General features: G+C 63.1%; 20 protein-coding genes. 15 read left to right on the top strand and 5 right to left on the bottom strand.

Annotated features, from left to right (window positions below; all coding sequences use genetic code 11):
• Window positions 1-11: 11 nt before the first annotated feature.
• From recG to ubiA, 4 genes are all read left to right on the top strand, one after another.
• The gene (gene recG / locus PSV26_RS20710) at window positions 12-2,132 is read left to right on the top strand and encodes an ATP-dependent DNA helicase RecG (protein ID WP_300573681.1); all 2,121 of its coding nucleotides are present in this window, start codon (window positions 12-14) and stop codon (window positions 2,130-2,132) included.
• 595 nt (window positions 2,133-2,727) lie between these two features.
• The gene (locus PSV26_RS20705) at window positions 2,728-3,711 is read left to right on the top strand and encodes a LysR substrate-binding domain-containing protein (RefSeq protein ID WP_300573679.1); all 984 of its coding nucleotides are present in this window, start codon (window positions 2,728-2,730) and stop codon (window positions 3,709-3,711) included.
• A gap of 117 nt (window positions 3,712-3,828) precedes the next feature.
• Window positions 3,829-4,347, top strand: coding sequence for a Dps family protein (locus PSV26_RS20700; protein ID WP_300517164.1), 519 nt, complete (start codon window positions 3,829-3,831; stop codon window positions 4,345-4,347).
• A 43-nt stretch (window positions 4,348-4,390) separates the two neighbouring features.
• Window positions 4,391-5,248, top strand: a complete 858-nt coding sequence (ubiA, locus tag PSV26_RS20695) for a 4-hydroxybenzoate octaprenyltransferase (RefSeq protein WP_300573676.1) — start codon at window positions 4,391-4,393, stop codon at window positions 5,246-5,248.
• A gap of 99 nt (window positions 5,249-5,347) precedes the next feature.
• Here ubiA and PSV26_RS20690 read toward each other — a convergent pair whose 3' ends face one another.
• The 5 genes from PSV26_RS20690 to PSV26_RS20670 all read right to left on the bottom strand — a co-directional run bounded on the left by PSV26_RS20690 (window position 5,348) and on the right by PSV26_RS20670 (window position 10,090).
• The gene (locus PSV26_RS20690) at window positions 5,348-5,566 is read right to left on the bottom strand and encodes a hypothetical protein (RefSeq protein ID WP_300517170.1); all 219 of its coding nucleotides are present in this window, start codon (window positions 5,564-5,566) and stop codon (window positions 5,348-5,350) included.
• 137 nt (window positions 5,567-5,703) lie between these two features.
• Window positions 5,704-6,540 carry a pyrroline-5-carboxylate reductase gene (proC, locus tag PSV26_RS20685; RefSeq protein WP_300517172.1) on the bottom strand — a complete coding sequence of 279 codons (837 nt, stop codon included), beginning with the start codon at window positions 6,538-6,540 and terminating at the stop codon, window positions 5,704-5,706.
• A gap of 6 nt (window positions 6,541-6,546) precedes the next feature.
• Entirely contained in the window at window positions 6,547-7,740 is a 1,194-nt protein-coding gene (locus PSV26_RS20680; protein WP_300573673.1) for an esterase-like activity of phytase family protein, read from the bottom strand.
• A 65-nt stretch (window positions 7,741-7,805) separates the two neighbouring features.
• Window positions 7,806-9,299, bottom strand: coding sequence for a glycerol kinase GlpK (gene glpK, locus PSV26_RS20675; protein WP_300517178.1), 1,494 nt, complete (start codon window positions 9,297-9,299; stop codon window positions 7,806-7,808).
• Window positions 9,300-9,322: 23 nt separating this feature from the next.
• Window positions 9,323-10,090: a DeoR/GlpR family DNA-binding transcription regulator gene (locus PSV26_RS20670; RefSeq protein ID WP_300518288.1), complete on the bottom strand. Its 768-nt coding sequence runs from the start codon at window positions 10,088-10,090 to the stop codon at window positions 9,323-9,325.
• Window positions 10,091-10,288: 198 nt separating this feature from the next.
• On the opposite strand from PSV26_RS20670, the gene PSV26_RS20665 reads away from it, so the two are divergent.
• The 11 genes from PSV26_RS20665 to rpsN all read left to right on the top strand — a co-directional run bounded on the left by PSV26_RS20665 (window position 10,289) and on the right by rpsN (window position 19,920).
• The gene (locus tag PSV26_RS20665) at window positions 10,289-11,362 is read left to right on the top strand and encodes an ABC transporter ATP-binding protein (protein ID WP_300573670.1); all 1,074 of its coding nucleotides are present in this window, start codon (window positions 10,289-10,291) and stop codon (window positions 11,360-11,362) included.
• 1 nt (window position 11,363) lies between these two features.
• A complete protein-coding gene (locus tag PSV26_RS20660) occupies window positions 11,364-12,440 on the top strand; it encodes an ABC transporter ATP-binding protein (RefSeq protein WP_300573667.1) in 1,077 nt (358 codons plus the stop codon).
• Window positions 12,437-13,330 carry a carbohydrate ABC transporter permease gene (locus PSV26_RS20655; protein ID WP_300573665.1) on the top strand — a complete coding sequence of 298 codons (894 nt, stop codon included), beginning with the start codon at window positions 12,437-12,439 and terminating at the stop codon, window positions 13,328-13,330. The genes PSV26_RS20660 and PSV26_RS20655 overlap by 4 nt, the downstream gene beginning before the upstream one ends.
• Complete coding sequence (locus PSV26_RS20650; RefSeq protein ID WP_300573662.1) at window positions 13,323-14,135, top strand: carbohydrate ABC transporter permease; 813 nt, start codon at window positions 13,323-13,325, stop codon at window positions 14,133-14,135. The genes PSV26_RS20655 and PSV26_RS20650 overlap by 8 nt, the downstream gene beginning before the upstream one ends.
• 12 nt (window positions 14,136-14,147) lie before the next feature.
• Window positions 14,148-14,456 carry a DUF2160 domain-containing protein gene (locus PSV26_RS20645; RefSeq protein ID WP_300517189.1) on the top strand — a complete coding sequence of 103 codons (309 nt, stop codon included), beginning with the start codon at window positions 14,148-14,150 and terminating at the stop codon, window positions 14,454-14,456.
• An 88-nt stretch (window positions 14,457-14,544) separates the two neighbouring features.
• A complete protein-coding gene (locus PSV26_RS20640; RefSeq protein ID WP_300517191.1) occupies window positions 14,545-16,275 on the top strand; it encodes an ABC transporter substrate-binding protein in 1,731 nt (576 codons plus the stop codon).
• Window positions 16,276-16,421: 146 nt separating this feature from the next.
• Window positions 16,422-18,008 (top strand): glycerol-3-phosphate dehydrogenase/oxidase, encoded by a 1,587-nt coding sequence (locus tag PSV26_RS20635; RefSeq protein ID WP_300573659.1) that lies wholly within the window; start codon window positions 16,422-16,424, stop codon window positions 18,006-18,008.
• Window positions 18,009-18,330: 322 nt separating this feature from the next.
• A complete protein-coding gene (rplN, locus tag PSV26_RS20630) occupies window positions 18,331-18,699 on the top strand; it encodes a 50S ribosomal protein L14 (protein WP_007869247.1) in 369 nt (122 codons plus the stop codon).
• A gap of 9 nt (window positions 18,700-18,708) precedes the next feature.
• Window positions 18,709-19,029 (top strand): 50S ribosomal protein L24, encoded by a 321-nt coding sequence (rplX, locus tag PSV26_RS20625; RefSeq protein ID WP_300517198.1) that lies wholly within the window; start codon window positions 18,709-18,711, stop codon window positions 19,027-19,029.
• 2 nt (window positions 19,030-19,031) lie between these two features.
• Window positions 19,032-19,607, top strand: a complete 576-nt coding sequence (gene rplE / locus PSV26_RS20620) for a 50S ribosomal protein L5 (RefSeq protein WP_096669196.1) — start codon at window positions 19,032-19,034, stop codon at window positions 19,605-19,607.
• Between the two features lie 7 nt (window positions 19,608-19,614).
• A complete protein-coding gene (gene rpsN / locus PSV26_RS20615; protein ID WP_077592484.1) occupies window positions 19,615-19,920 on the top strand; it encodes a 30S ribosomal protein S14 in 306 nt (101 codons plus the stop codon).
• Window positions 19,921-19,929 lie beyond the last annotated feature (9 nt).

Genomic DNA, 19,929 nt, shown 5'->3' with positions numbered 1-19,929 from the left:
ACAATTGTCCCATGTCCCCCCCCGCAGCTTCTCCCCGCAAGGCGCCGCCGGCTGAGGCTGGCACCGGCAACGCCGTGGCGCCCAAGTCCCCGCCGCAGAAAGCCCTTGAAAAGCTGGGCCTGCGCCGTGACATCGACCTGGCGCTGCACCTGCCGCTGCGTTACGAGGACGAAACCCGCATCACCCGGCTGGCCGATGCACGCGACGGTGACATGGTGCAGATCGAGGCGCAGGTCACCCATAGTGAAATCACGTTCCGCCCGCGCCGGCAGCTGCGCGTGACGGTGGACGACGGCAGCGACACCTGCGTGCTGCGTTTCATCAATTTTTACCCCTCGCACCAGAAAACCCTCAGTGTGGGCGCGCGCGTGCGGGTGCGCGGCGAGATCCGTGGCGGTTTTGTGAGCCGCGAAATGGTGCACCCGGGTTTTCGCGCTGCCGGCGGTGAACTCGCCACCGCGCTGACGCCGGTGTACCCCACGGTGGCCGGTTTGCCGCAGGCCTATCTGCGCAAGGCCGTGCTGGGCGGGCTGGCACGGGCCGACCTGGCGGAAACCCTTCCGACCGAATTTTTAAGTAAAAACATGCCGCAGCCCTTGTCCAGTCTGCGCGAGGCGCTACAGTTTTTGCACCACCCGACGCCGGATGTGATGCTGGCGACCCTGGAGGACCGCAGCCACCCGGCCTGGCAGCGCCTGAAGGCCGAGGAGTTGCTGGCGCAGCAGCTGTCGCAGCTGCAGGCACGCCGCGTACGCGCCGCCATGCGTGCGCCGGCGCTGAGGGCGCCTGTGCACGGCCCCCAGTGCACGCTGCAGGAGCAGTTGCTGGAGCGCCTGCCCTTTCGACTGACGGCCGCGCAGCAGCGCGTGGGCGCCGAGATCGCGGCCGACCTGCAGAAAAATGTGCCCATGCACCGCCTGCTGCAGGGCGATGTCGGCTCCGGCAAAACCGTGGTGGCAGCGCTGGCGGCGGCGCGCTGCATGGACGCCGACTGGCAGTGCGCGCTGATGGCGCCGACCGAGATCCTGGCCGAGCAGCATTTTCGCAAGCTGATCGGCTGGCTCGAACCACTGGGCATCCAGACCGCCTGGCTCACCGGCAGCCAGAAGGCGAAAGATCGGCGCGAAGCCCTGGCCATGATTGCCAGCGGCGCGGCCGGCCTGGTGGTCGGCACCCATGCGGTGATCCAGGACAAGGTGGTTTTCAAGAACCTGGCGCTGGCCATCATCGACGAGCAGCACCGCTTCGGTGTGGCGCAGCGGCTGGCGCTGCGCAGCAAGATGACGCAGGGCGGGGAAGAGCCCCATCTTCTGATGATGACGGCTACGCCGATTCCGCGCACCCTGGCCATGAGTTATTACGCCGACCTCGACGTCTCCACCATCGACGAACTGCCACCGGGGCGCACGCCCATCGTCACCAGGGTGGTCAGCGAAACGCGACGCGACGAGGTGGTCGAACGCATCCGCAGCCAGCTCGCCGAGGGCCGGCAGGTCTACTGGGTCTGCCCGCTGATCGAAGAGAGCGAATCGGTCGACCTGATCAACGCCACCCAGACGCACGAAGCACTGAGCGCCGCCTTGCCCGGCACGCAGGTTGGCCTGCTGCATTCACGCATGCCGCCGGCTGAAAAGAAAGCGGTGATGGCGTTGTTCACCAGCGGCCAACTCGGCGTGCTGGTCAGCACCACGGTGATCGAAGTCGGCGTCGATGTACCCAATGCCTCGCTGATGGTGATTGAACACGCCGAGCGTTTCGGGCTGAGCCAGCTGCACCAGCTGCGCGGCCGGGTCGGGCGCGGCGCGGCGGCGTCAGCCTGTGTGTTGCTGTACTCGACCGGGGACGCGCCGCGCCTGGGCGAAACCGCACGCGCCCGCCTCAAGGCCATGGTGGAGACGCAGGATGGCTTCGAGATCGCCCGCCGCGACCTCGAGATCCGCGGTCCCGGCGAGTTTCTGGGTGCGCGGCAGTCGGGCGCGCCGCTGCTGCGGTTTGCGGACGTGACGACCGATGCCGAGCTGCTGGCCTGGGCGCGGGCCCTGGCGCCGGTGATGCTGGACAAGTACCCTGAGCTGGCGCATCGGCATATCCTGCGCTGGCTGGGGGGGAAGGCGGAGTTTTTGAAGGCTTGAAGTCGGGTTGCTGCAGCCTGCGTCTTCAATGCTTCAGGCTTCGTTGGTGCGCGACCAAGCCGGGTCTCGCCCCGGCGGGCGAGGCACTTTGTCTTTGCTTCGCCAAAGAAAAGTACCCAAAAGAAAGGCGACCCGATGGTCTGGGTCCCCTGCGCTGCGCTCCGGGGCAACCTCCGGTGCTCGCCAAAAGCGGGGTCGAGCTCGAACTCGCCTTCGGCTCAGACAATCGCTCGCCCTGATCCGCTTTCGGCTGTGCTCCTCGGCCCAGCCCGACGGGTGGGGGGACAAATGCGGGTTCGGGTGCGGGGAGACGATGACGCGCTTTGCGCGTCATCGTCGGAGTACGGGATCGTCATGTTTGCACGCAAGCGCAGCACACGCGGCCAAATGAAGCTCCCCGCCATCGCCCAGCGGGGCGAGGGAGGGGCGGGGGGAGGGAGTGGGGAGTCGGACCTGCTGTCCATCGCAAGCCTCAAACGCAGCGTGAGGCTTGGGACAACTGACAGGAAGTGCCTCGCATGTCGGGCAAGACCCGGCTTGGTGCTAAAGCCGCAAGCTCTGGAAAGTCCACCACGAAAAGCCGCACAATAAGCCCATGACGCTCACCGAACTCAAATACATCGTCGCCGTCGCCCGCGAAAAGCACTTCGGCAAGGGCGCCGAGGCTTGTCACGTATCGCAGCCGACCTTGAGCGTGGCGATCAAGAAGCTCGAGGAAGAGCTGCAGGTCAAGCTGTTCGAGCGCAACGCCAACGAGATCACGGTGACGCCGCTGGGTGAAGAAATCGTGCGCCAGGCGCAAAGCGTGCTGGAACAGGCCGACAGCATCCGCGAGATTGCCAAGCGCGGCAAGGACCCGCTGGCCGGCGCCTTGCGCCTGGGCGTGATCTACACCATCGGCCCGTACCTGCTGCCCGACCTGGTGCGCCAGGCGATTGCGCTCACGCCGCAAATGCCCCTGATGCTGCAGGAAAACTTCACCGTCAAGCTTCTGGAAGAACTGCGCACCGGCGAGATCGACTGCGCCATCCTGGCCGAGCCTTTTCCCGACACCAACCTGGCGATTGCGCCGCTGTACGACGAGCCCTTCATGGCTGCCGTGCCGAGCAACCATCCGCTGGCCTCGCGCAGCAACATCACCGCCGAAGAGCTGAAAAAGGAAACCATGCTGCTGCTGGGCACCGGCCACTGCTTTCGCGACCATGTACTCGAAGTCTGCCCCGAGTTCGCCCGGTTTTCGAGCAATGCCGAGGGCATACGCAAGAGTTTTGAAGGCTCGTCGCTGGAGACCATCAAACACATGGTGGCGGCCGGCATGGGTGTGACGCTGGTGCCTCGGTTGAGCGTGCCCAAGGAGGCCCTGCTGCCCCCGGCGCCGGCCAAAGCCGTTGCCAAAGCCAAAAACCGGGAAGTGCCGGAGTTGCCCTCCTACATCCGCTACCTGCCGTTTGAAGGTCATGTGCCGACGCGGCGTGTGGTGCTGGCCTGGCGCCGCAGTTTCACCCGGTATGAGGCGATTGCCGCCCTGCGCAACGCGATTTACGCCTGCGAACTGCCGGGCGTGACACGACTGTCCTGAGCCCCGGTTCCCCGCTGGTTTCATGACGCCTATCAAGGCGATACAGTTTGACTGTTGCCTTGGGCTTGCCGATTGCTTAGAGTGACGCATGGACTCTTTTAATCAAGGACACGCACCATGGCCAAAACACCTCCCAAAGCTTCCGCCGGCCGCAACGGCGCGCCACCCATCAACATCGGTATCGGCGAAAAAGACCGCGCCGCGATCGCGAAGGGCCTGAGCCATTTGCTGGCGGATACCTACACCTTGTACCTGACCACGCACAACTTCCACTGGAACGTGACCGGGCCGATGTTCAACACCCTGCATGTCATGTTCATGACGCAGTACACCGAGCTGTGGGCTGCGGTGGACCCGATCGCCGAACGCATCCGCTCGCTGGGCCATCCGGCGCCCGGCTCGTATGCGCAGTTCAGCAAGCTGGCCTCGGTGCCGGACGTGCCGACCACGCCGCCCAAGGCGCTGGAGATGGTGCGCATTCTGGTGAAGGGGCATGAAGCCGTCGCGCGTACAGCCAGGGAGCTGTTCCCGGTGGCCGACAAGGCCGACGACCAGCCGACCGCCGACCTGCTGACGCAGCGCCTGACGGTGCACGAACAGACCGCCTGGATGCTGCGCTCGCTGCTGGAAGAATAGGGGCAGACCTTCAGTCTCGGGCAGTGGTGCCAGAATTGAGGGCTTGAAAAACAAACTCGCCCTTTACCTGCAACTCATCCGCTGGGACCGACCGGCCGGCTGGCTGCTGCTGCTCTGGCCCACGCTGTCGGCGCTGTGGATCGCATCGCACGGTTTCCCCGGCTGGCATTTGCTCACCGTCTTCACGCTAGGCACCATCCTGATGCGCAGCGCCGGCTGTTGCCTTAACGACGTTGCCGACCGCGAGTTTGACCGGCATGTCAAACGCACGGCGCAGCGCCCGGTGACACGTGGTGCGGTGTCGGTCCGGGAGGCCTTGATCCTGGGTGCCGTGCTGGCGTTGCTGGCTTTTGGCCTGGTGCTGACCACCAACACCGCCACCGTCACCTGGTCGTTTGCCGCGCTGGCGGTGGCCGTGGTCTACCCCTATGCCAAGCGGTTTGTCTCCATGCCGCAAGCCGTGCTGGGCGTGGCCTTCAGCTTCGGCATACCGATGGCGTTTGCGGCGGTGCAGTCGCGGGTGCCGGCGCTGGCCTGGCTGCTGCTGCTGGGCAACCTGTTCTGGGTGATTGCCTACGACACCGAATACGCCATGGTGGACCGCGACGACGACCTGAAAATTGGCATGAAAACCTCGGCCATCACGCTGGGCCGTTTCGACGTGGCGGCAGTCATGGCGAGTTACCTGATTTATCTGTCAATTTGGGCTTGGGCCCTTATGGATATTGCGCAGCCAGCTATTTATTTCGTAGCAATCGCGGTGGCCCTGGGGCAGGCGCTGTGGCACGGCTGGCTGATCCGCCGGCGTGAGCGCGACAACTGCTTCAGGGCTTTTCGCCTGAACCACTGGGTGGGATTCACGGTGTTCGCCGGCATCGCGCTGGCCTACCTCGGGGCCTGAGCCCGGCGCAAGGGCAAAAAAAAGCCCGCGCGGGGCGGGCAGTTCCGGACTTGTCGCGGAGGCGGGCAGAGCCCGGCTGGCGAGGTTTCGCGCGGAGGCTCAAACGGCTTTTTTGACGGTCCTGACTTTGGCCTTGCGCACGGCCTTGCGCTTGGCTTTGGCCTTGACGGGCGTGGCCTTTTTAGCGGGTGCAGCGGCGGGAGCCGTGGACGGGGCTGCCGCAGGAGCGGCGGTCTGTGCAGCGGCAGGGGTAGAGATCACGGCCAGGGGCATGGCGAGAACGGCGGCACTGGCGAGGATGGACAGAAATTTCTTCATGGTGAACTCCGGATGTTGGAAGGGCGGTTTCGCTTTCGCATGAGCCGGATCCCTGGGGGGCGCGAACACCGGCGTATGCGCCCTGATTCAACGTCTGCGTCGCCCCGGCGGTTGACCCGGGCTGTGCGTTTTCCGTTTCAGGCCGCGCCAAACTCTTCACCGAGTTCCGCTGCGCGTTGCCGGGCGGCGTGGATCGCGCGCATGAACTGCTGCTTGACGCCGTCCCGCTCCAGGGACGTAAGGGCCGCGTAGGTGGTTCCCCCCTTGGAGGTCACGCGTTCCCGCAGGGTTTCCGGTGGTTCGCTGGACGCTTTGGCCAGTGCCGAGGCGCCGACAAAAGTCTGCACCGCCAGCTGCTGCGCCTGCGCGCGGCTCAACCCCATCTCGGTACCGGCCTGCACCATGGCTTCGATGAAATAAAACACATAGGCCGGACCGGACCCGGACAAGGCGGTCACGGCGTCGAGCTGCGCTTCCTGCGCCAGCCACAGGTGTTCTCCGGTGGTCTGGATCACGCGCTCGACCGTCTGGCGCTCGGCCGCGGTGACGGCGGGACGCGCGAAGAGGGCGGTCATGCCCTGGCCGACGAGGGCCGGTGTGTTGGGCATGGCGCGCACGATGCGTTCGGTCGCCAGCCAGGCGGCCATGCTGTCCGAGCGGATGCCCGCTGCCACGCTCAGATGCAGGGCCTGGCCGGTGTGCGGGCCGGCCTGCTGGGCGGCGTCCCTGAAGGTCTGGGGCTTGACGGCCCAGATCACCAGCGCGGCGGATGCCAGCACCGCACCGGGCGCTGCCTCGGCAGTGATGCCGAACTGCGCCTGGAGTTTCGCGCGCTGCTCTGCCCAGGGCTCGACGACCTGGATCCGGTCGGCGGGTGTGCCTTGTTGGAGAAGGCCGCCAATGATGGCGCTGGCCATGTTGCCACCGCCGATGAAGGCGATGGCGCTGGTGTCTGTGGGAAGGGGTGAAGTCATGAAGGTTCAGTCAAAAAATTCAAAGGCCAGCCATTGGGTGATTTGCCGCGAATTGAAATTGTCGTCGCTAATGAAGTGCAGGCTGCGGTGGCCGTTGGGAAGCCGCGGGCCCCAGCACATGCCTTCGGTGTTGTCCAGACGCTGCAGCCGGGGTCCGGGGCCAGCGCCGGTGAACGCCGAAAAATCGGCCAGCAGCGTCTTGGCCACCGGCTGGAAGGTGCCGGGCTGCAGCTGGGGAGCGTTCAGCGTGTCCGTTGCCTCTCGCGTGTCTATCAGGTAGAGACGCAGCGAATTGCCCGAGAGGGCGTCATGCCCCGCCATGTAGGCCCGCTCCAGCACCAGCATGCGGTCGGCATCCAGCATCAGGATTTCAGTGACGCCGTTGTCGGCTTGTGTTGCCGGCGGGACAGGTGCGCGTGGAATCGCGTCGGGCACATAGGCGATTTGCCGTACGGCTTTCCCGCTGGCCAGGTCCAGCCGGGTGAAGCGGCAGGGCCCGCCGGGCGCCTGCACGGTGGGCAGGGGACCGTCCTGGCGCAGGGCGCCTTCCATGGCAATCCAGGCCTGTTGGCCGTCCGGGCTCAAGGCCAGGCCCTCCAGTGCCCGATTGCTGCGCGGCCCCTGGGTGAGCTGAAAGTTGAACATGGCCGGCAACGCAAATTCGCGCACCAGCGTGCCGTCGGCGCGGCTTTCGCGCAGCGCCGGTGCAGCGCCTGTCAGGGCGTGGCCCTCGCTGGTCCACAGCAGGGTCTGGCTGGCCGGGCGCCAGCGGATCGCTTCCGGGTCGGCGACCTGGATGCCTTGCAACGCCGCCGGGTAGATGCTGCCATCGGCCTGGCGAAGGCTGGTCACGCCCGTCAGCATGGGCTCGCCCAGATGGCTTGTTTCCAGGGATAGGCGTGCCGTGTAAAACCGCGCCGGGTTGATGGTCGAGCCATCGTCACTGAGCAGGTAGTAAAGGCCACTGGCCTCGTCATGGTCGATGCCCGACAAGCCGCCGACGGTGGTGCCCTGAAACTGGAGCCGGTGCGGCAGCCGGGCTTCGCCGATCAGTCGCAGGCGGGGTGGCGCCAGGGCGGCCCGCGCCAGTGGCAGGTTCGTCAGGCCCGCCAGACCCAGCGTGGCAGCCAGCCCGTAACCGAGCGTCCGGCGCCGTGTCATTTCGAACGCGGCTGTGGCGGGCGGAGGGTGGCTGGGCATGATGCGAGTCTAGCTTTCGCTGTTGCACGGGGTGTGACAGGACGCCGACCTATGCCGGCCCGGGCTTACAAGGCCACGGTCTGCCGCACCGCGTGTTCCCACTGCGCCATCAGGCTGGCTGCGCGGTCGGCGCTCAAAGTGGGCAAGAAGGTGCGTTCTGCGCGCCACATGGCGGAAAGCTCCGTGGTGCTGGCGTAGACGCCGCTGGACAGCCCGGCCAGGCAGGCCGCGCCCAGCGCCGTGGTTTCGGTCACGGCGGGCCGCACCACCGGGATGCCCAGCAAGTCGGCCTGGAACTGCATCAGCAGGTCATTGATGCAGGCGCCGCCGTCGACCCGGAGTTCGGCCACCGGCGCGGCGCCGGCCGCCACCGCATCGCGGCTCATGGCCTGCAGCAGGGCGGCGCTCTGGTAGGCGATGCTTTCCAGTGCGGCCCGCGCGATATGGGCCACGGTGGTGCCGCGTGTCAGACCGGTGATGGTGCCGCGCGCGTCAGGTTTCCAGTAGGGGGCGCCCAGGCCGGTGAAGGCCGGCACCATCATGACGCCGCCCGAATCGGGAACGCTTTGCGCCAGGGCCTGCACCTCGCCGCTGCCCTGGATCGCGTGCAGGCCGTCGCGCAGCCACTGCACCACGGCGCCGCCGACAAACACGCTGCCTTCCAGCGCGTATTCGGTCTGCGGCGTGACCTGCGCCGCGCTGGTGGTAAGCAGTCCGTTGTGCGAGGTCTGGAATTTGTGGCCGGTGTGCACCAGCATGAAGCAACCGGTGCCGTAGGTGTTTTTGGCCATGCCCTCCTTGAAGCAGGCCTGGCCGAACAGGGCGCTTTGCTGGTCGCCCGCCACGCCGCCGATCGGGATGGCCCCGCCCAGCAGGTCCGGCAGCACGTCGCCGAAGTGCGTGCTCGACGGCAACACCCGCGGCATCAGGCTCTCCGGAATGTCCAGCAGCGCCAGCAGGTCGGCATCCCAGGCATTGGCGTGCACATTGAACAGCATGGTGCGCGAGGCATTGGTCACGTCGGTGGCATGCAGCTTGCCGCCGGTGAGTTGCCACATCAGCCAGCTGTCGATGGTGCCGAAGGCGAGTTCGCCGCGCGCTGCCTGCTGGCGCGCCTGCGGCACGTTGTCCAGCAGCCATTTCAGTTTGGTGCCGGAAAAATAGGCATCGACCAGCAGGCCGGTTTTGGCCTGAATGAGACCGGCCTTGCCTTCTTCGCGCAGCCTGGCACAGGTGGCTTCAGCGCGCCTGTCCTGCCAGACGATGGCGTGGTGGATGGGCTGGCCTGTCTTGCGGCTCCAGACCACTGTCGTCTCACGCTGGTTGGTGATACCCAGCGCGCGGATGTCGGCCGCCTTGAGCCCTGCCTTGGCCAGCGCTTCGCGCGCCGTGCCGAGCTGGGTGCGCCAGATCTCCATCGGGTCGTGTTCGACCCAGCCCGGCCGGGGGTAGATCTGCGGCAGTTCCTGCTGCGCCAGGGCCAGGATGTGGCCGTTTTCGTCAAATACGATGCTGCGGGAGCTGGAGGTGCCCTGGTCCAGAGCGAGCAGGTAAGTCATGGTGTGCGGTGCTTGGGTGGGTCTCAGGGAAGGGCCACGTCACAGCTTACGCCTGCCTCGGCCAGCAGGGCCGGGAAGGGTTCGGGCGGAGGCTGGTCGGTGAACAGCCGGTCGATCTGCGACAGTGTGGCGAGCTCAACCATGGCGGGCCGGTTGAACTTGCTGCTGTCGGCGGCCAGCCAGACATCGCGCGCATGCTCAATGATGGTTTGCGCCACTTTGACTTCGCGGTAGTCGAAGTCACGCAGTGAACCGTCACTTTCAATGCCTGAAATGCCGATCAGTGCAATGTCAACGCGGAACTGGCGAATGAAGTCAACAGCAGCCTCCCCCACGATGCCGCGGTCGCGCGCGCGCACCACGCCCCCGGCCACGATGACCTCGCAGTTGGGGTTGCCGCTCAGGATGGCTGCCACGTTGAGGTTGTTGGTGATGACGCGCAAGCCCTTGTGGTGCATCAGCGCCCGGGCAATGGCTTCCGTGGTGGTGCCGATGTTGAGGATCAGCGAGCAGTTGTCCGGCACTTCTGCCGCGACGGCCAACGCAATACGCGCCTTGCCATCGGCATTGAGGCTTTCGCGCTGGCGGTGCGCCAGGTTCTCGATGGTCGAGCTCGGTACCCGTACTCCGCCGTGGAACCGCGTCAGCAGGCCGGCTTCGGACAGGCGCTGCACGTCACGGCGCACCGTCTGCAGTGTGACCTCCAGCGTGTCTGCAAGTTGTTCAACCGTGACGGAGCCTCGGGCGCGGACGACGTCGAGAAGTTTCAGTTGCCGGGGATTGGAGTTCACGCGTGCTTCAAGTCGGTATTCAAGTCTGTAGGTCATTCGACTGTATATCGAAACAAAAAGAAACAAATTAGGGAAAGCATCTATTCAAAACGCGCAGAAAGGAAGAAAAATGGAAAAAATACGAATCAAGGTAGACAGAAACTTGTACGCATCTCTTTTCCCGACTCACACGCGCTCTGCCGCCCGAAAAGGCGTCTGATGCAGCTCTTGCTCGACAAAATCAGCAAAAAAGTCGGCCCCGAAACCTGGCTTTATGACATGAGCCTTGCGCCGCGGCCAGGCGAAGTGACGGTATTGCTGGGTGCGACCCAGGCAGGCAAAACAAGCCTGATGCGCGTGATGGCCGGCCTCGACGTACCCAGCGCGGGCCGGGTCCTGGTCGATGGCGAAGATGTGACCGGCATGCCGGTACGTGAACGCAACGTGGCCATGGTTTACCAGCAGTTCATCAACTACCCTTCGCTCAGGGTCGCCGCCAACATTGCCTCGCCGCTCAAGTTGCGCGGCGACAAGGACATAGACCGGCAGGTGCGCGAGATTGCCGGGCGCCTGCACATCGACATGTTCCTGGACCGTTATCCGGCTGAGCTGTCGGGTGGACAGCAGCAGCGTGTGGCGTTGGCCCGCGCGCTGGCGAAGGGCGCGCCCCTGATGCTGCTGGACGAGCCCCTGGTGAATCTGGATTACAAGCTCCGTGAAGAGTTGCGGGAAGAGCTCACCCAGCTGTTTGCCATCGGCGATTCGACAGTCATTTACGCAACGACCGAGCCCGGTGAGGCCCTGTTGCTGGGTGGCTATACCGCCGTGCTGGACGGTGGCGAACTGCTTCAGTACGGCCCGACAGCAGAAGTCTTTCATGCGCCGAAATCGCTGCGGGTTGCACGCGCTTTCAGTGATCCGCCGATGAACCTGATCGACGCGAAGGCGAGTGCGCGCGGTGTGCAACTGCTCGGCGGGGCCGAACTGCCCATCGTGCTGGCGCCGGGCGCGACAACGGACCTGACCGTGGGTGTACGCGCCAGCGCCTTGCGTGAAACGCCGCGTGATGGGGACGTCAGCCTGCCGGGGAAGGTCGAGTTGGCGGAAATCTCGGGCTCGGACACCTTTGTGCACGTGAGCACGGCAGTGGGTGAACTGGTTGCGCAGCTCACTGGCGTGCACTATTTCGACCTGGGTGAGCCAATTGCGCTTTATCTCCAACCGGCACATGCGTATGTATTTGATGCAGGCGGCGCCTTGCTGGTTGCACCGCAGCGCACGGGAGTGCATTGAGATGGCGCGCATCGACCTGGATCTCGCGCACTCCTACAAGGTCAATCCGCAGGAGGACGCCGACTACGCGCTGCTGCCGCTGCAGATGACCTTCGACGACGGTGGGGCGTACGCCTTGTTGGGCCCATCGGGCTGCGGCAAGACCACCATGCTCAACGTGATTTCCGGATTGCTGGCGCCGTCGCAGGGAACGGTGAAATTTAATGGGCGGGACATGACCCATGCCACGCCGCAGGAGCGAAACATCGCGCAGGTGTTCCAGTTCCCGGTCATCTACGACACGATGACTGTGGCCGAAAACCTCGCCTTCCCGCTGCGCAACCGGAAAATGCCGGAAGACCAGATCAAAAAACGGGTTGGGCAGATCGCCGAGATGCTGGAGATGAGCGGCCAGCTGAACCAGCGCGCAGCCGGCCTCGCTGCCGATGCGAAACAGAAGATCTCGCTGGGCCGCGGCCTGGTGCGGCCGGATGTCTCGGCGGTTCTTTTCGACGAGCCGTTGACCGTCATTGACCCGCACCTGAAGTGGCAGCTGCGCCGCAAGCTCAAGCAGATTCACCACGAACTCAAGCTCACCCTGATCTATGTCACGCATGACCAGGTGGAGGCACTGACCTTTGCCCAGCAGGTGGTAGTAATGACCCGCGGCCGCGCCGTGCAGATCGGGTCGGCCGACGCATTGTTCGAGCGGCCTCAACATACTTTTGTGGGTCACTTCATCGGTTCACCCGGGATGAATTTTTTGCTTGCCCGGGCCACCGGCGACTCCCTCGAGATTGCTGGCTGCACCTTGCCCATGCCAACCGGGCGGGAACTGCCGCCCGGCAACTACAAGCTCGGCATACGCCCCGAATATGTGACGCTGGCGGCGTCCGGCACTGCAGGGGCCTTGCCTGCTACCGTCACACGGGCGCAAGACATCGGGACCCACACGATGTTGACAGCGCGGGTCGGCGAGACATCTGTGAAAGTGCGTCTGCAGCCAGAGGTGGCGGTTCCGCGGGCTGGCGAGGGCGTCTGGCTGCAGGTGCTGGGTCTGCATACCTGTTTTTATGCCAACGAGGAGCTTGTGGCATGAGTACCACCAACAAACCGGTCAACCAGAAGGCGTGGTTGCTGGTGCTGCCGGTCATCATCTGCGTCGCCTTTTCCGCCATCCTGCCCCTGATGACCGTGGTTAACTATTCGGTGCAGGACATCATCTCGCCCGAGCGACGGGTGTTTGTCGGAACCGAGTGGTTTGCGGCAGTGATGCGCGATGAAGACCTGCACGCAGCGCTGTGGCGGCAGCTGACATTTTCGTTTGCGGTGCTGGCCGTGGAAATTCCACTGGGTATCGCGCTGGCGCTGTCAATGCCGGCGCAAGGATGGAGAGCCTCGCTGGTTCTGGTGCTGGTGGCCCTCTCGCTGTTGATTCCCTGGAACGTCGTGGGCACCATCTGGCAGATCTACGGACGTGCCGATATTGGCCTGCTCGGCATGGTGCTGCAGAAAATGGGTTTCGACTACAGCTATACCGGCAACGCGCTGCACGCCTGGATCACCGTGCTGGTCATGGATGTCTGGCATTGGACGCCGCTGGTCGCACTGCTTTGTTACGCCGGCCTGCGGTCCATCCCGGACGCCTACTACCAGGCGGCGCGCATCGACGGCGCCAGCAAATTTGCGGTGTTCCGCTACATCCAGCTGCCCAAGATGCGCGGCGTGCTGATGATCGCCGTGTTGCTGCGTTTCATGGACAGTTTCATGATCTACACCGAGCCTTTTGTCCTGACCGGTGGCGGGCCGGGCAACGCGACCACCTTCCTGTCGCAGTACCTCACGCAAAAAGCAGTGGGCCAGTTCGATCTGGGGCCGGCGGCGGCGTTCTCGCTGATTTATTTCCTGATCATCCTGCTGCTGTGCTTTGTCCTCTACAACTGGATGCAGCGGGTGGGCACCGCGACCAAGGAGAACACTGGTGAATAAACCCCGTTTCCAGGCGAGGACGTTGTTCCTCATTGCCTACATTGTTTTTGCGCTGTTGCCCATCTACTGGATGGTCAACATGAGCTTCAAGACAAATTCGGAAATCCTCTCGAGTTTTTCCTTCTTTCCGCAGGAGTTCACTTGGGCCAACTACCGGACCATTTTTACCGATGCCTCCTGGTATTCGGGCTACATCAATTCCCTGATCTATGTGGCCATCAACACCGTGATCTCGATCACCGTGGCTTTGCCAGCGGCCTATGCATTTTCCCGCTACAGCTTCATCGGCGACAAACATGTGTTCTTCTGGCTGCTGACCAACCGCATGACGCCGCCAGCCGTGTTTTTGCTGCCCTTCTTCCAGCTCTACACCACGGTGGGACTGATGGACACCCACATCGCCGTGGCGCTGGCGCACCTGCTGTTCAACGTACCGCTGGCGGTCTGGATTCTTGAGGGTTTCATGAGCGGCATTCCGCGCGAGATCGACGAAACCGCCTATATCGACGGTTACTCCTTTCCGCGCTTCTTCGTCCGCATCTTCCTGCCGCTGATCAAGGCCGGCGTCGGCGTGGCGGCTTTCTTCTGTTTCATGTTCAGCTGGGTCGAGCTGTTGCTGGCCCGCACCCTCACCAGCGTCAATGCCAAGCCCATCGTCGCCACGATGACGCGCACGGTTTCGGCCTCGGGCATGGACTGGGCGACCCTTGCTGCCGCTGGGGTGCTGACCATCGTCCCCGGCGCGATCGTGATCTGGTTTGTGCGGCATTACATCGCCAAAGGTTTTGCGATGGGGCGGGTATGAGGAGGAGCAACCATGTTTGAGTGGATGGCGTGGACCTTGCCTGTGGCGGTCTTTTTCAGCTGCATTGTGCTGATGCTGATCGGCATGACGATCTGGGAGATCAAGTCTCCCACCACCGTGCGTCGCGGCTTTCTGCCGCTGGATACCACACGCGGTGACCGGCTGTTCATCGGCCTGCTAGGGGCGGCCTATATCAATCTGATTTTTGTTGGTCTCAGCGGCAAGCTCGGTGCGGCGCTGGGCTTGCAGACCGACCCGTCGATCTGGGTGAGTTTTTTCATCTCCATGGGATGGATTGCGCTTGTGATGCGCAAAGGCTAGTGGGAGAGTACGGATTCGGCTCATTGCTTCCCCGAGCCGGGCGAGTCATGGAAACACTGGGGGAGGTATTCAATTGAGGAGACAAGTCATGAAGATGCGCTACACAGCACTGGCTCTCGCAGCGGCCCTGACGGTGATGCAGAACGCCAGCGCCGGCGATGCCGAGGCAAAAAAATGGATAGACAGCGAATTCCAGCCATCAACGCTGACCAAGGACCAGCAGATGGCCGAGATGAAATGGTTCATCGAAGCGGCGAAGAAGTTGCAGGCCAAGGGGGTGAAGGAAATTTCCGTGGTCTCCGAAACCATCACCACCCACGAATACGAGTCCAAAACCCTGGCCAAAGCCTTCGAGGAGATCACCGGCATCAAGGTCAAGCACGACCTGATCCAGGAAGGCGACGTGGTCGAAAAACTGCAGACGTCGATGCAGTCGGGCAAGTCGATTTACGACGGCTGGATTTCGGACTCGGACCTGATCGGCACCCACTACCGCTACGGCAAAGTCATGAACCTCACCGACTACATGGCGGGCAAGGGCAAGGAGTGGACCAACCCGGGGCTGGACATCAAGGATTTCATCGGCACCAGTTTCACCACGGCACCGGACGGCAAGCTGTACCAGCTGCCCGACCAGCAGTTCGCCAACCTGTACTGGTTCCGGGCCGACCTTTTTGCGCGCAAGGACCTGCAGGACAGGTTCAAGGCCAAGTACGGCTACGAGCTGGGCGTGCCGCTGAACTGGAGCGCCTACGAGGACATCGCCGCCTTCTTCAGCGAAGACGTCAAGACCATCGACGGCAAACCGATCTACGGTCACATGGACTATGGCAAGAAAGATCCATCGCTGGGCTGGCGCTTCACAGATGCCTGGTTGTCAATGGCCGGCACGGCCGACAAGGGCATCCCCAACGGCATGCCGGTCGATGAATGGGGCATCCGCGTGGCAGCCGACAAGTGCACACCGGTCGGTGCGTCAGTTTCCCGCGGCGGCGCGACCAACTCACCTGCCGCTGTTTATGCGTTGACCAAATACGTGGACTGGATGAAGAAGTACGCTCCGAAGGAAGCCACCGGCATGACGTTCGGCGAAGCCGGCCCGGTGCCGGCGCAGGGGCAGATCGCGCAGCAGATCTTCTGGTACACCGCCTTCACGGCCGACATGACCAAGAAGGGCTTGCCCGTGGTCAATGCCGACGGCACGCCCAAGTGGCGCATGGCGCCCGGACCCAACGGACCTTACTGGAAGCAGGGCATGCAAAACGGCTACCAGGACGTGGGCTCCTGGACCTTCTTCTCGGCCCATGACGAAAACCGCACGGCAGCTGCCTGGCTCTACGCGCAGTTCGTGACCGCCAAGACCACCTCGCTGAAGAAAACCATCGTCGGGCTGACGCCGATCCGCGAATCGGACATCCGTTCCAAGGCCATGACGGACATGGCCCCCAAGCTCGGCGGTCTGGTGGAGTTCTATCGTAGCCCGGCCCGTGTGGCGTGGACGCCGACGGGCACCAATGTGCCCGACTATCCGAAGCTGGCCCAGCTCTGGTGGAAAAACGTGGCCCAGGCCGTGACCGGCGAAAAAACGCCTCAAGGTGCCATGGACACGCTGGCCGAGGAGATGGACCAGGTTATGGCCCGCCTCGAGCGCGCCGGTATGGACCGGTGCGCTCCCAAGCTCAACCCGAAAGGCGATCCGGCCAAGTACCTCAGCGACACTGGCGCGCCGTGGAAAAAGCTGGCCAACGAAAAGCCCAAGGGCGAGACCATCAACTACGACAAGCTGCTGCAGGCCTGGAAGGACGGCAAGGTTCGTTAACCGCGCCCAGCTGGGCCCCGGCCCGCATGTTGCTTGACTGATGCAAGACCGCGCACGGACCACCGTGTCCGTGCGTGCTTGCCAACAAGGCGGCCACGAATGCGCAGCCTGTGCAGGGCTTGCCGCGGAGATGGACAATGAAGCCCATGACTTTTGATTCCCCCCCGTTGCCAACGCGACGCGCAGACCTGATAGAACGCCTCAAGGCCTCCCACACTTACGACATTGCGATCATCGGCGGCGGTGCCACCGGTCTTGGTGTTGCGCTTGATGCCGCGGCACGCGGATTTTCCGTCGTCGTGGTCGAGTCACACGACTTTGCCAAGGGCACCTCCTCGCGCGCCACCAAGCTGGTCCATGGCGGGGTTCGCTATCTGGCGCAGGGCAATATTTCCCTGGTTCGCGAAGCCCTGCATGAACGCACGCGCCTGCTGGCCAATGCGCCGCATCTGGCGCAGCCCCTGCCTTTTGTGATGCCTTCCTACAAGTTCTGGGAGGCTCCGTTTTATGGAATCGGACTCAAGATGTATGACGCGCTGGCCGGCAAGGCCGGTCTGGGTGCCACCGAGTTCCTCAACCGCGCCGAAACATTGCAACTCCAGCCCACGGCCCGCCCGCTCGGACTCAGGGGCGGGGTCAAGTACTGGGATGGCCAGTTCGACGATGCGCGGCTCGCGCTGGCGCTGGCGCGCAGTGCCGCCCGAGCCGGCGCCTTGCTGGTCAATTATTGTGCTGCGACCGGCCTTGTCCATGAAGACGGCAAGTTGGTGGGCCTGCATGTGGTGGATCGTGAAAGTGGGCAAGCACTTACACTGCGTGCCAAATGTATCGTGAATGCGGCTGGGGTGTGGGTTGATCAGCTGAGACTCCTCGACGGTCAGGCCATAGGCCGCGAGGCAAAACCCATGGTCGCACCCAGTCAGGGCGTTCACATCGTCGTTGATCGCTCGTTTTTGCCCACCGACCACGCCCTGCTGGTTCCGAAAACCGCGGACGGACGGGTGCTCTTTGCCGTGCCCTGGCTTGGCAAGACCATCCTGGGAACCACCGACACGCCGCGCAACGACCTGGCGCGTGAACCGCTGGCCTTTCGTGAAGAGGTCGACTTCATCCTCGGCGAATCGGCTCGCTACCTGAGCCGGGCACCCGGTCCGGCCGACATCAAAAGCATCTGGGTTGGCTTGCGTCCGCTGGTCAAACCACCGCAAGACGATGGCGACAGCACACAGGCGCTGTCCCGTGAACATACCGTCCTGGTCAGCAAAAGCGGCCTGGTCACCGTGACCGGCGGCAAATGGACGACCTACCGGGCGATGGCGGAAGACGTGCTGGACAGTTGTGTTGGAGCCGAGTTGCTGGCACACCGCCCGGGTGGCGTCACGGCCAGCCTCCAGTTGGTGGGGGCTCAGCCCTCCGTCCACAAGATAAGTGATGAGCCGGGTGTGCATTTGTATGGAAGCGAGGCGGCAGCCGTCCAGGCCCTGCCGGGAGCGGAAAGAATGCTGGGCGGCGGCCTGTCGGAGGCGATGGTGCGTTTTGCGGCGCGTTACGAGTACGCCCGCACGGTTGAGGATGTATTGGCGCGCCGATCCCGGCTCCTGTTTCTGGACGCCGCCCTGGCCAGGACCCTGGCGGCTACCGTGGCCGACCTGTTGGTGGAGGAAAACCAGCGGGATCCCCAGCTGGCGGATTTCCTTGCCTTGGCCGATCAGTACCTGACTTTGCCGCAATGAATGCCACCGGGGGCGTTCTGAAACGGGCTGAGGCCTGGTTGGCGCTCTGTTTTTGATAGCGGCTTGCGCCCACCCATCAGGGGCCTGACGCCAGTTTGGCATATGGTCCTGCCAGGAATCGTGCTTGTCGAAGAATTTGCATTACCAGGTGTTGACAGGCGGACGAAATTTGTTAATAATCGTGGGCTTCGCTGTAAAAAGCTGAGAATTCTGCCTAACGGAAGCATCGCAAGTGGTTTGCGGTGTGGACGACGGGCCCAAGACTGACTGGCAAGTCTTCCCTCTGGGGAAAAGGCGCTGGTGCAAGTTGGGACTAATTTAAATGATTCAAACGCAATCCAAACTCGATGTTGCTGACAACACGGGTGCCAAATCTGTGATGTGCATCAAGGTGCTGGGCGGGTCCAAGCGCCGCTATGCCAGCGTCGGCGATGTCATCAAGGTGAGTATCAAAGAAGCCGCTCCGCGTGGCCGCGTCAAAAAAGGCGAGGTCTACAGTGCTGTGGTGGTTCGTACTGCCAAGGGCATCCGTCGCGGCGATGGTTCACTCGTCAAATTCGATGGCAACGCAGCCGTGTTGCTTAATGCCAAGCTGGAGCCTATTGGCACCCGCATCTTCGGACCGGTGACGCGCGAGTTGCGCACCGAGAAGTTCATGAAGATCGTGTCCCTGGCTCCTGAAGTTCTGTAAGGACGCGCCATGAACAAGATTCGCAAAGGCGACGAGATCATTGTGATCGCAGGTCGTGACAAGGGTAAGCGTGGCACGATTTCGCTGCGCAAGGACGACAGCCATGTGCTGGTGGACGGGATCAACCTGGTGAAGAAACACACCAAGCCCAACCCTCTCAAGGGGGCTACTGGCGGCATCGTTGAAAAAAGCATGCCGATTCACCAGTCCAATGTGGCCATTTTCAATGCTGCAACGGGCAAGGCGGATCGGGTGGGTATCAAGTTGTTGGCTGACGGCAAAAAAGTGCGCGTCTTCAAGTCCAGCGGCGAAGAAATTAAGGCTGCATGAGCATGGCAAAGACCGCACCTACCCAAGCTGCACCTGCCCAGGCTCGCCTGCAGGCCCAGTTCCGCGAAAAAATCGCACCCGCGCTGATGGAGAAATTCGGCTACAAGTCGCCGATGCAGGTTCCCCGCATCACAAAGATCACCCTCAACATGGGTGTGAGCGAGGCTGTGGCCGACAAAAAGGTCATGGAGCATGCTGTCAGCGACATGACCAAGATTGCCGGCCAGAAGCCGGTGGTGACCAAGGCCAAGAAGGCTATTGCCGGTTTCAAGATCCGCGAAGATCTTCCGATTGGCTGCATGGTCACGCTGCGTGGCGTCCAGATGTATGAGTTCCTTGATCGTTTTGTCACGGTGGCCCTGCCCCGTGTTCGCGACTTTCGTGGTATCTCCGGCCGGGCCTTTGATGGTCGCGGCAACTACAACATCGGCGTGAAAGAGCAGATCATTTTCCCTGAAATTGAGTACGACAAGGTTGACGCCTTGCGTGGTCTCAATATCAGCATCACCACCACGGCAAAGACCGACGAAGAGTGCAAGGCGCTCCTCACCGGCTTCCGTTTTCCGTTCAAGAACTGAGGCGGGCATGGCAAAACAGGCTTTATTGCAACGTGAACTGAAGCGCGACAAACTCGTGGCCAAGTTCGCCAAGAAACACGCTGAACTCAAAGCAACGTCCAACGACGCCAAGCGCTCCGATGAAGAGCGCGCACTGGCCCGTCTGGAGTTGCAAAAGTTGCCCCGCAATGCGAATCCGACACGCCAGCGCAACCGCTGTGCGATCACGGGTCGTCCGCGTGGCACATTCCGTCAATTTGGCTTGGCTCGTGCCAAGATTCGCGAGTTGGCTTTTGCTGGTGATATCCCTGGTATCACCAAGGCAAGCTGGTAAGCAATAGGA

The organism is Polaromonas sp., assembly GCF_029945685.1.
Taxonomy (GTDB): domain Bacteria; phylum Pseudomonadota; class Gammaproteobacteria; order Burkholderiales; family Burkholderiaceae_C; genus Polaromonas.
This window is presented reverse-complemented; position numbering and strand designations above follow the sequence as displayed.

Bases quoted from the DNA above. Each gene is read 5' to 3' on its own strand.
- proC (WP_300517172.1), bottom strand. From the start codon at position 6,540: ATGACTTCACCCCTTCCCACAGACACCAGCGCCATCGCCTTCATCGGC.
- PSV26_RS20705 (WP_300573679.1), top strand. From the start codon at position 2,728: ATGACGCTCACCGAACTCAAATACATCGTCGCCGTCGCCCGCGAAAAG.
- rplX (WP_300517198.1), top strand. From the start codon at position 18,709: ATGAACAAGATTCGCAAAGGCGACGAGATCATTGTGATCGCAGGTCGT.
- glpK (WP_300517178.1), bottom strand. From the start codon at position 9,299: ATGACTTACCTGCTCGCTCTGGACCAGGGCACCTCCAGCTCCCGCAGC.
- rplE (WP_096669196.1), top strand. From the start codon at position 19,032: ATGGCAAAGACCGCACCTACCCAAGCTGCACCTGCCCAGGCTCGCCTG.
- PSV26_RS20640 (WP_300517191.1), top strand. From the start codon at position 14,545: ATGAAGATGCGCTACACAGCACTGGCTCTCGCAGCGGCCCTGACGGTG.
- PSV26_RS20645 (WP_300517189.1), top strand. From the start codon at position 14,148: ATGTTTGAGTGGATGGCGTGGACCTTGCCTGTGGCGGTCTTTTTCAGC.
- PSV26_RS20655 (WP_300573665.1), top strand. From the start codon at position 12,437: ATGAGTACCACCAACAAACCGGTCAACCAGAAGGCGTGGTTGCTGGTG.
- rplN (WP_007869247.1), top strand. From the start codon at position 18,331: ATGATTCAAACGCAATCCAAACTCGATGTTGCTGACAACACGGGTGCC.
- PSV26_RS20680 (WP_300573673.1), bottom strand. From the start codon at position 7,740: ATGCCCAGCCACCCTCCGCCCGCCACAGCCGCGTTCGAAATGACACGG.
- PSV26_RS20700 (WP_300517164.1), top strand. From the start codon at position 3,829: ATGGCCAAAACACCTCCCAAAGCTTCCGCCGGCCGCAACGGCGCGCCA.
- PSV26_RS20660 (WP_300573667.1), top strand. From the start codon at position 11,364: ATGGCGCGCATCGACCTGGATCTCGCGCACTCCTACAAGGTCAATCCG.
- PSV26_RS20635 (WP_300573659.1), top strand. From the start codon at position 16,422: ATGACTTTTGATTCCCCCCCGTTGCCAACGCGACGCGCAGACCTGATA.
- PSV26_RS20690 (WP_300517170.1), bottom strand. From the start codon at position 5,566: ATGAAGAAATTTCTGTCCATCCTCGCCAGTGCCGCCGTTCTCGCCATG.
- recG (WP_300573681.1), top strand. From the start codon at position 12: ATGTCCCCCCCCGCAGCTTCTCCCCGCAAGGCGCCGCCGGCTGAGGCT.
- PSV26_RS20665 (WP_300573670.1), top strand. From the start codon at position 10,289: ATGCAGCTCTTGCTCGACAAAATCAGCAAAAAAGTCGGCCCCGAAACC.
- rpsN (WP_077592484.1), top strand. From the start codon at position 19,615: ATGGCAAAACAGGCTTTATTGCAACGTGAACTGAAGCGCGACAAACTC.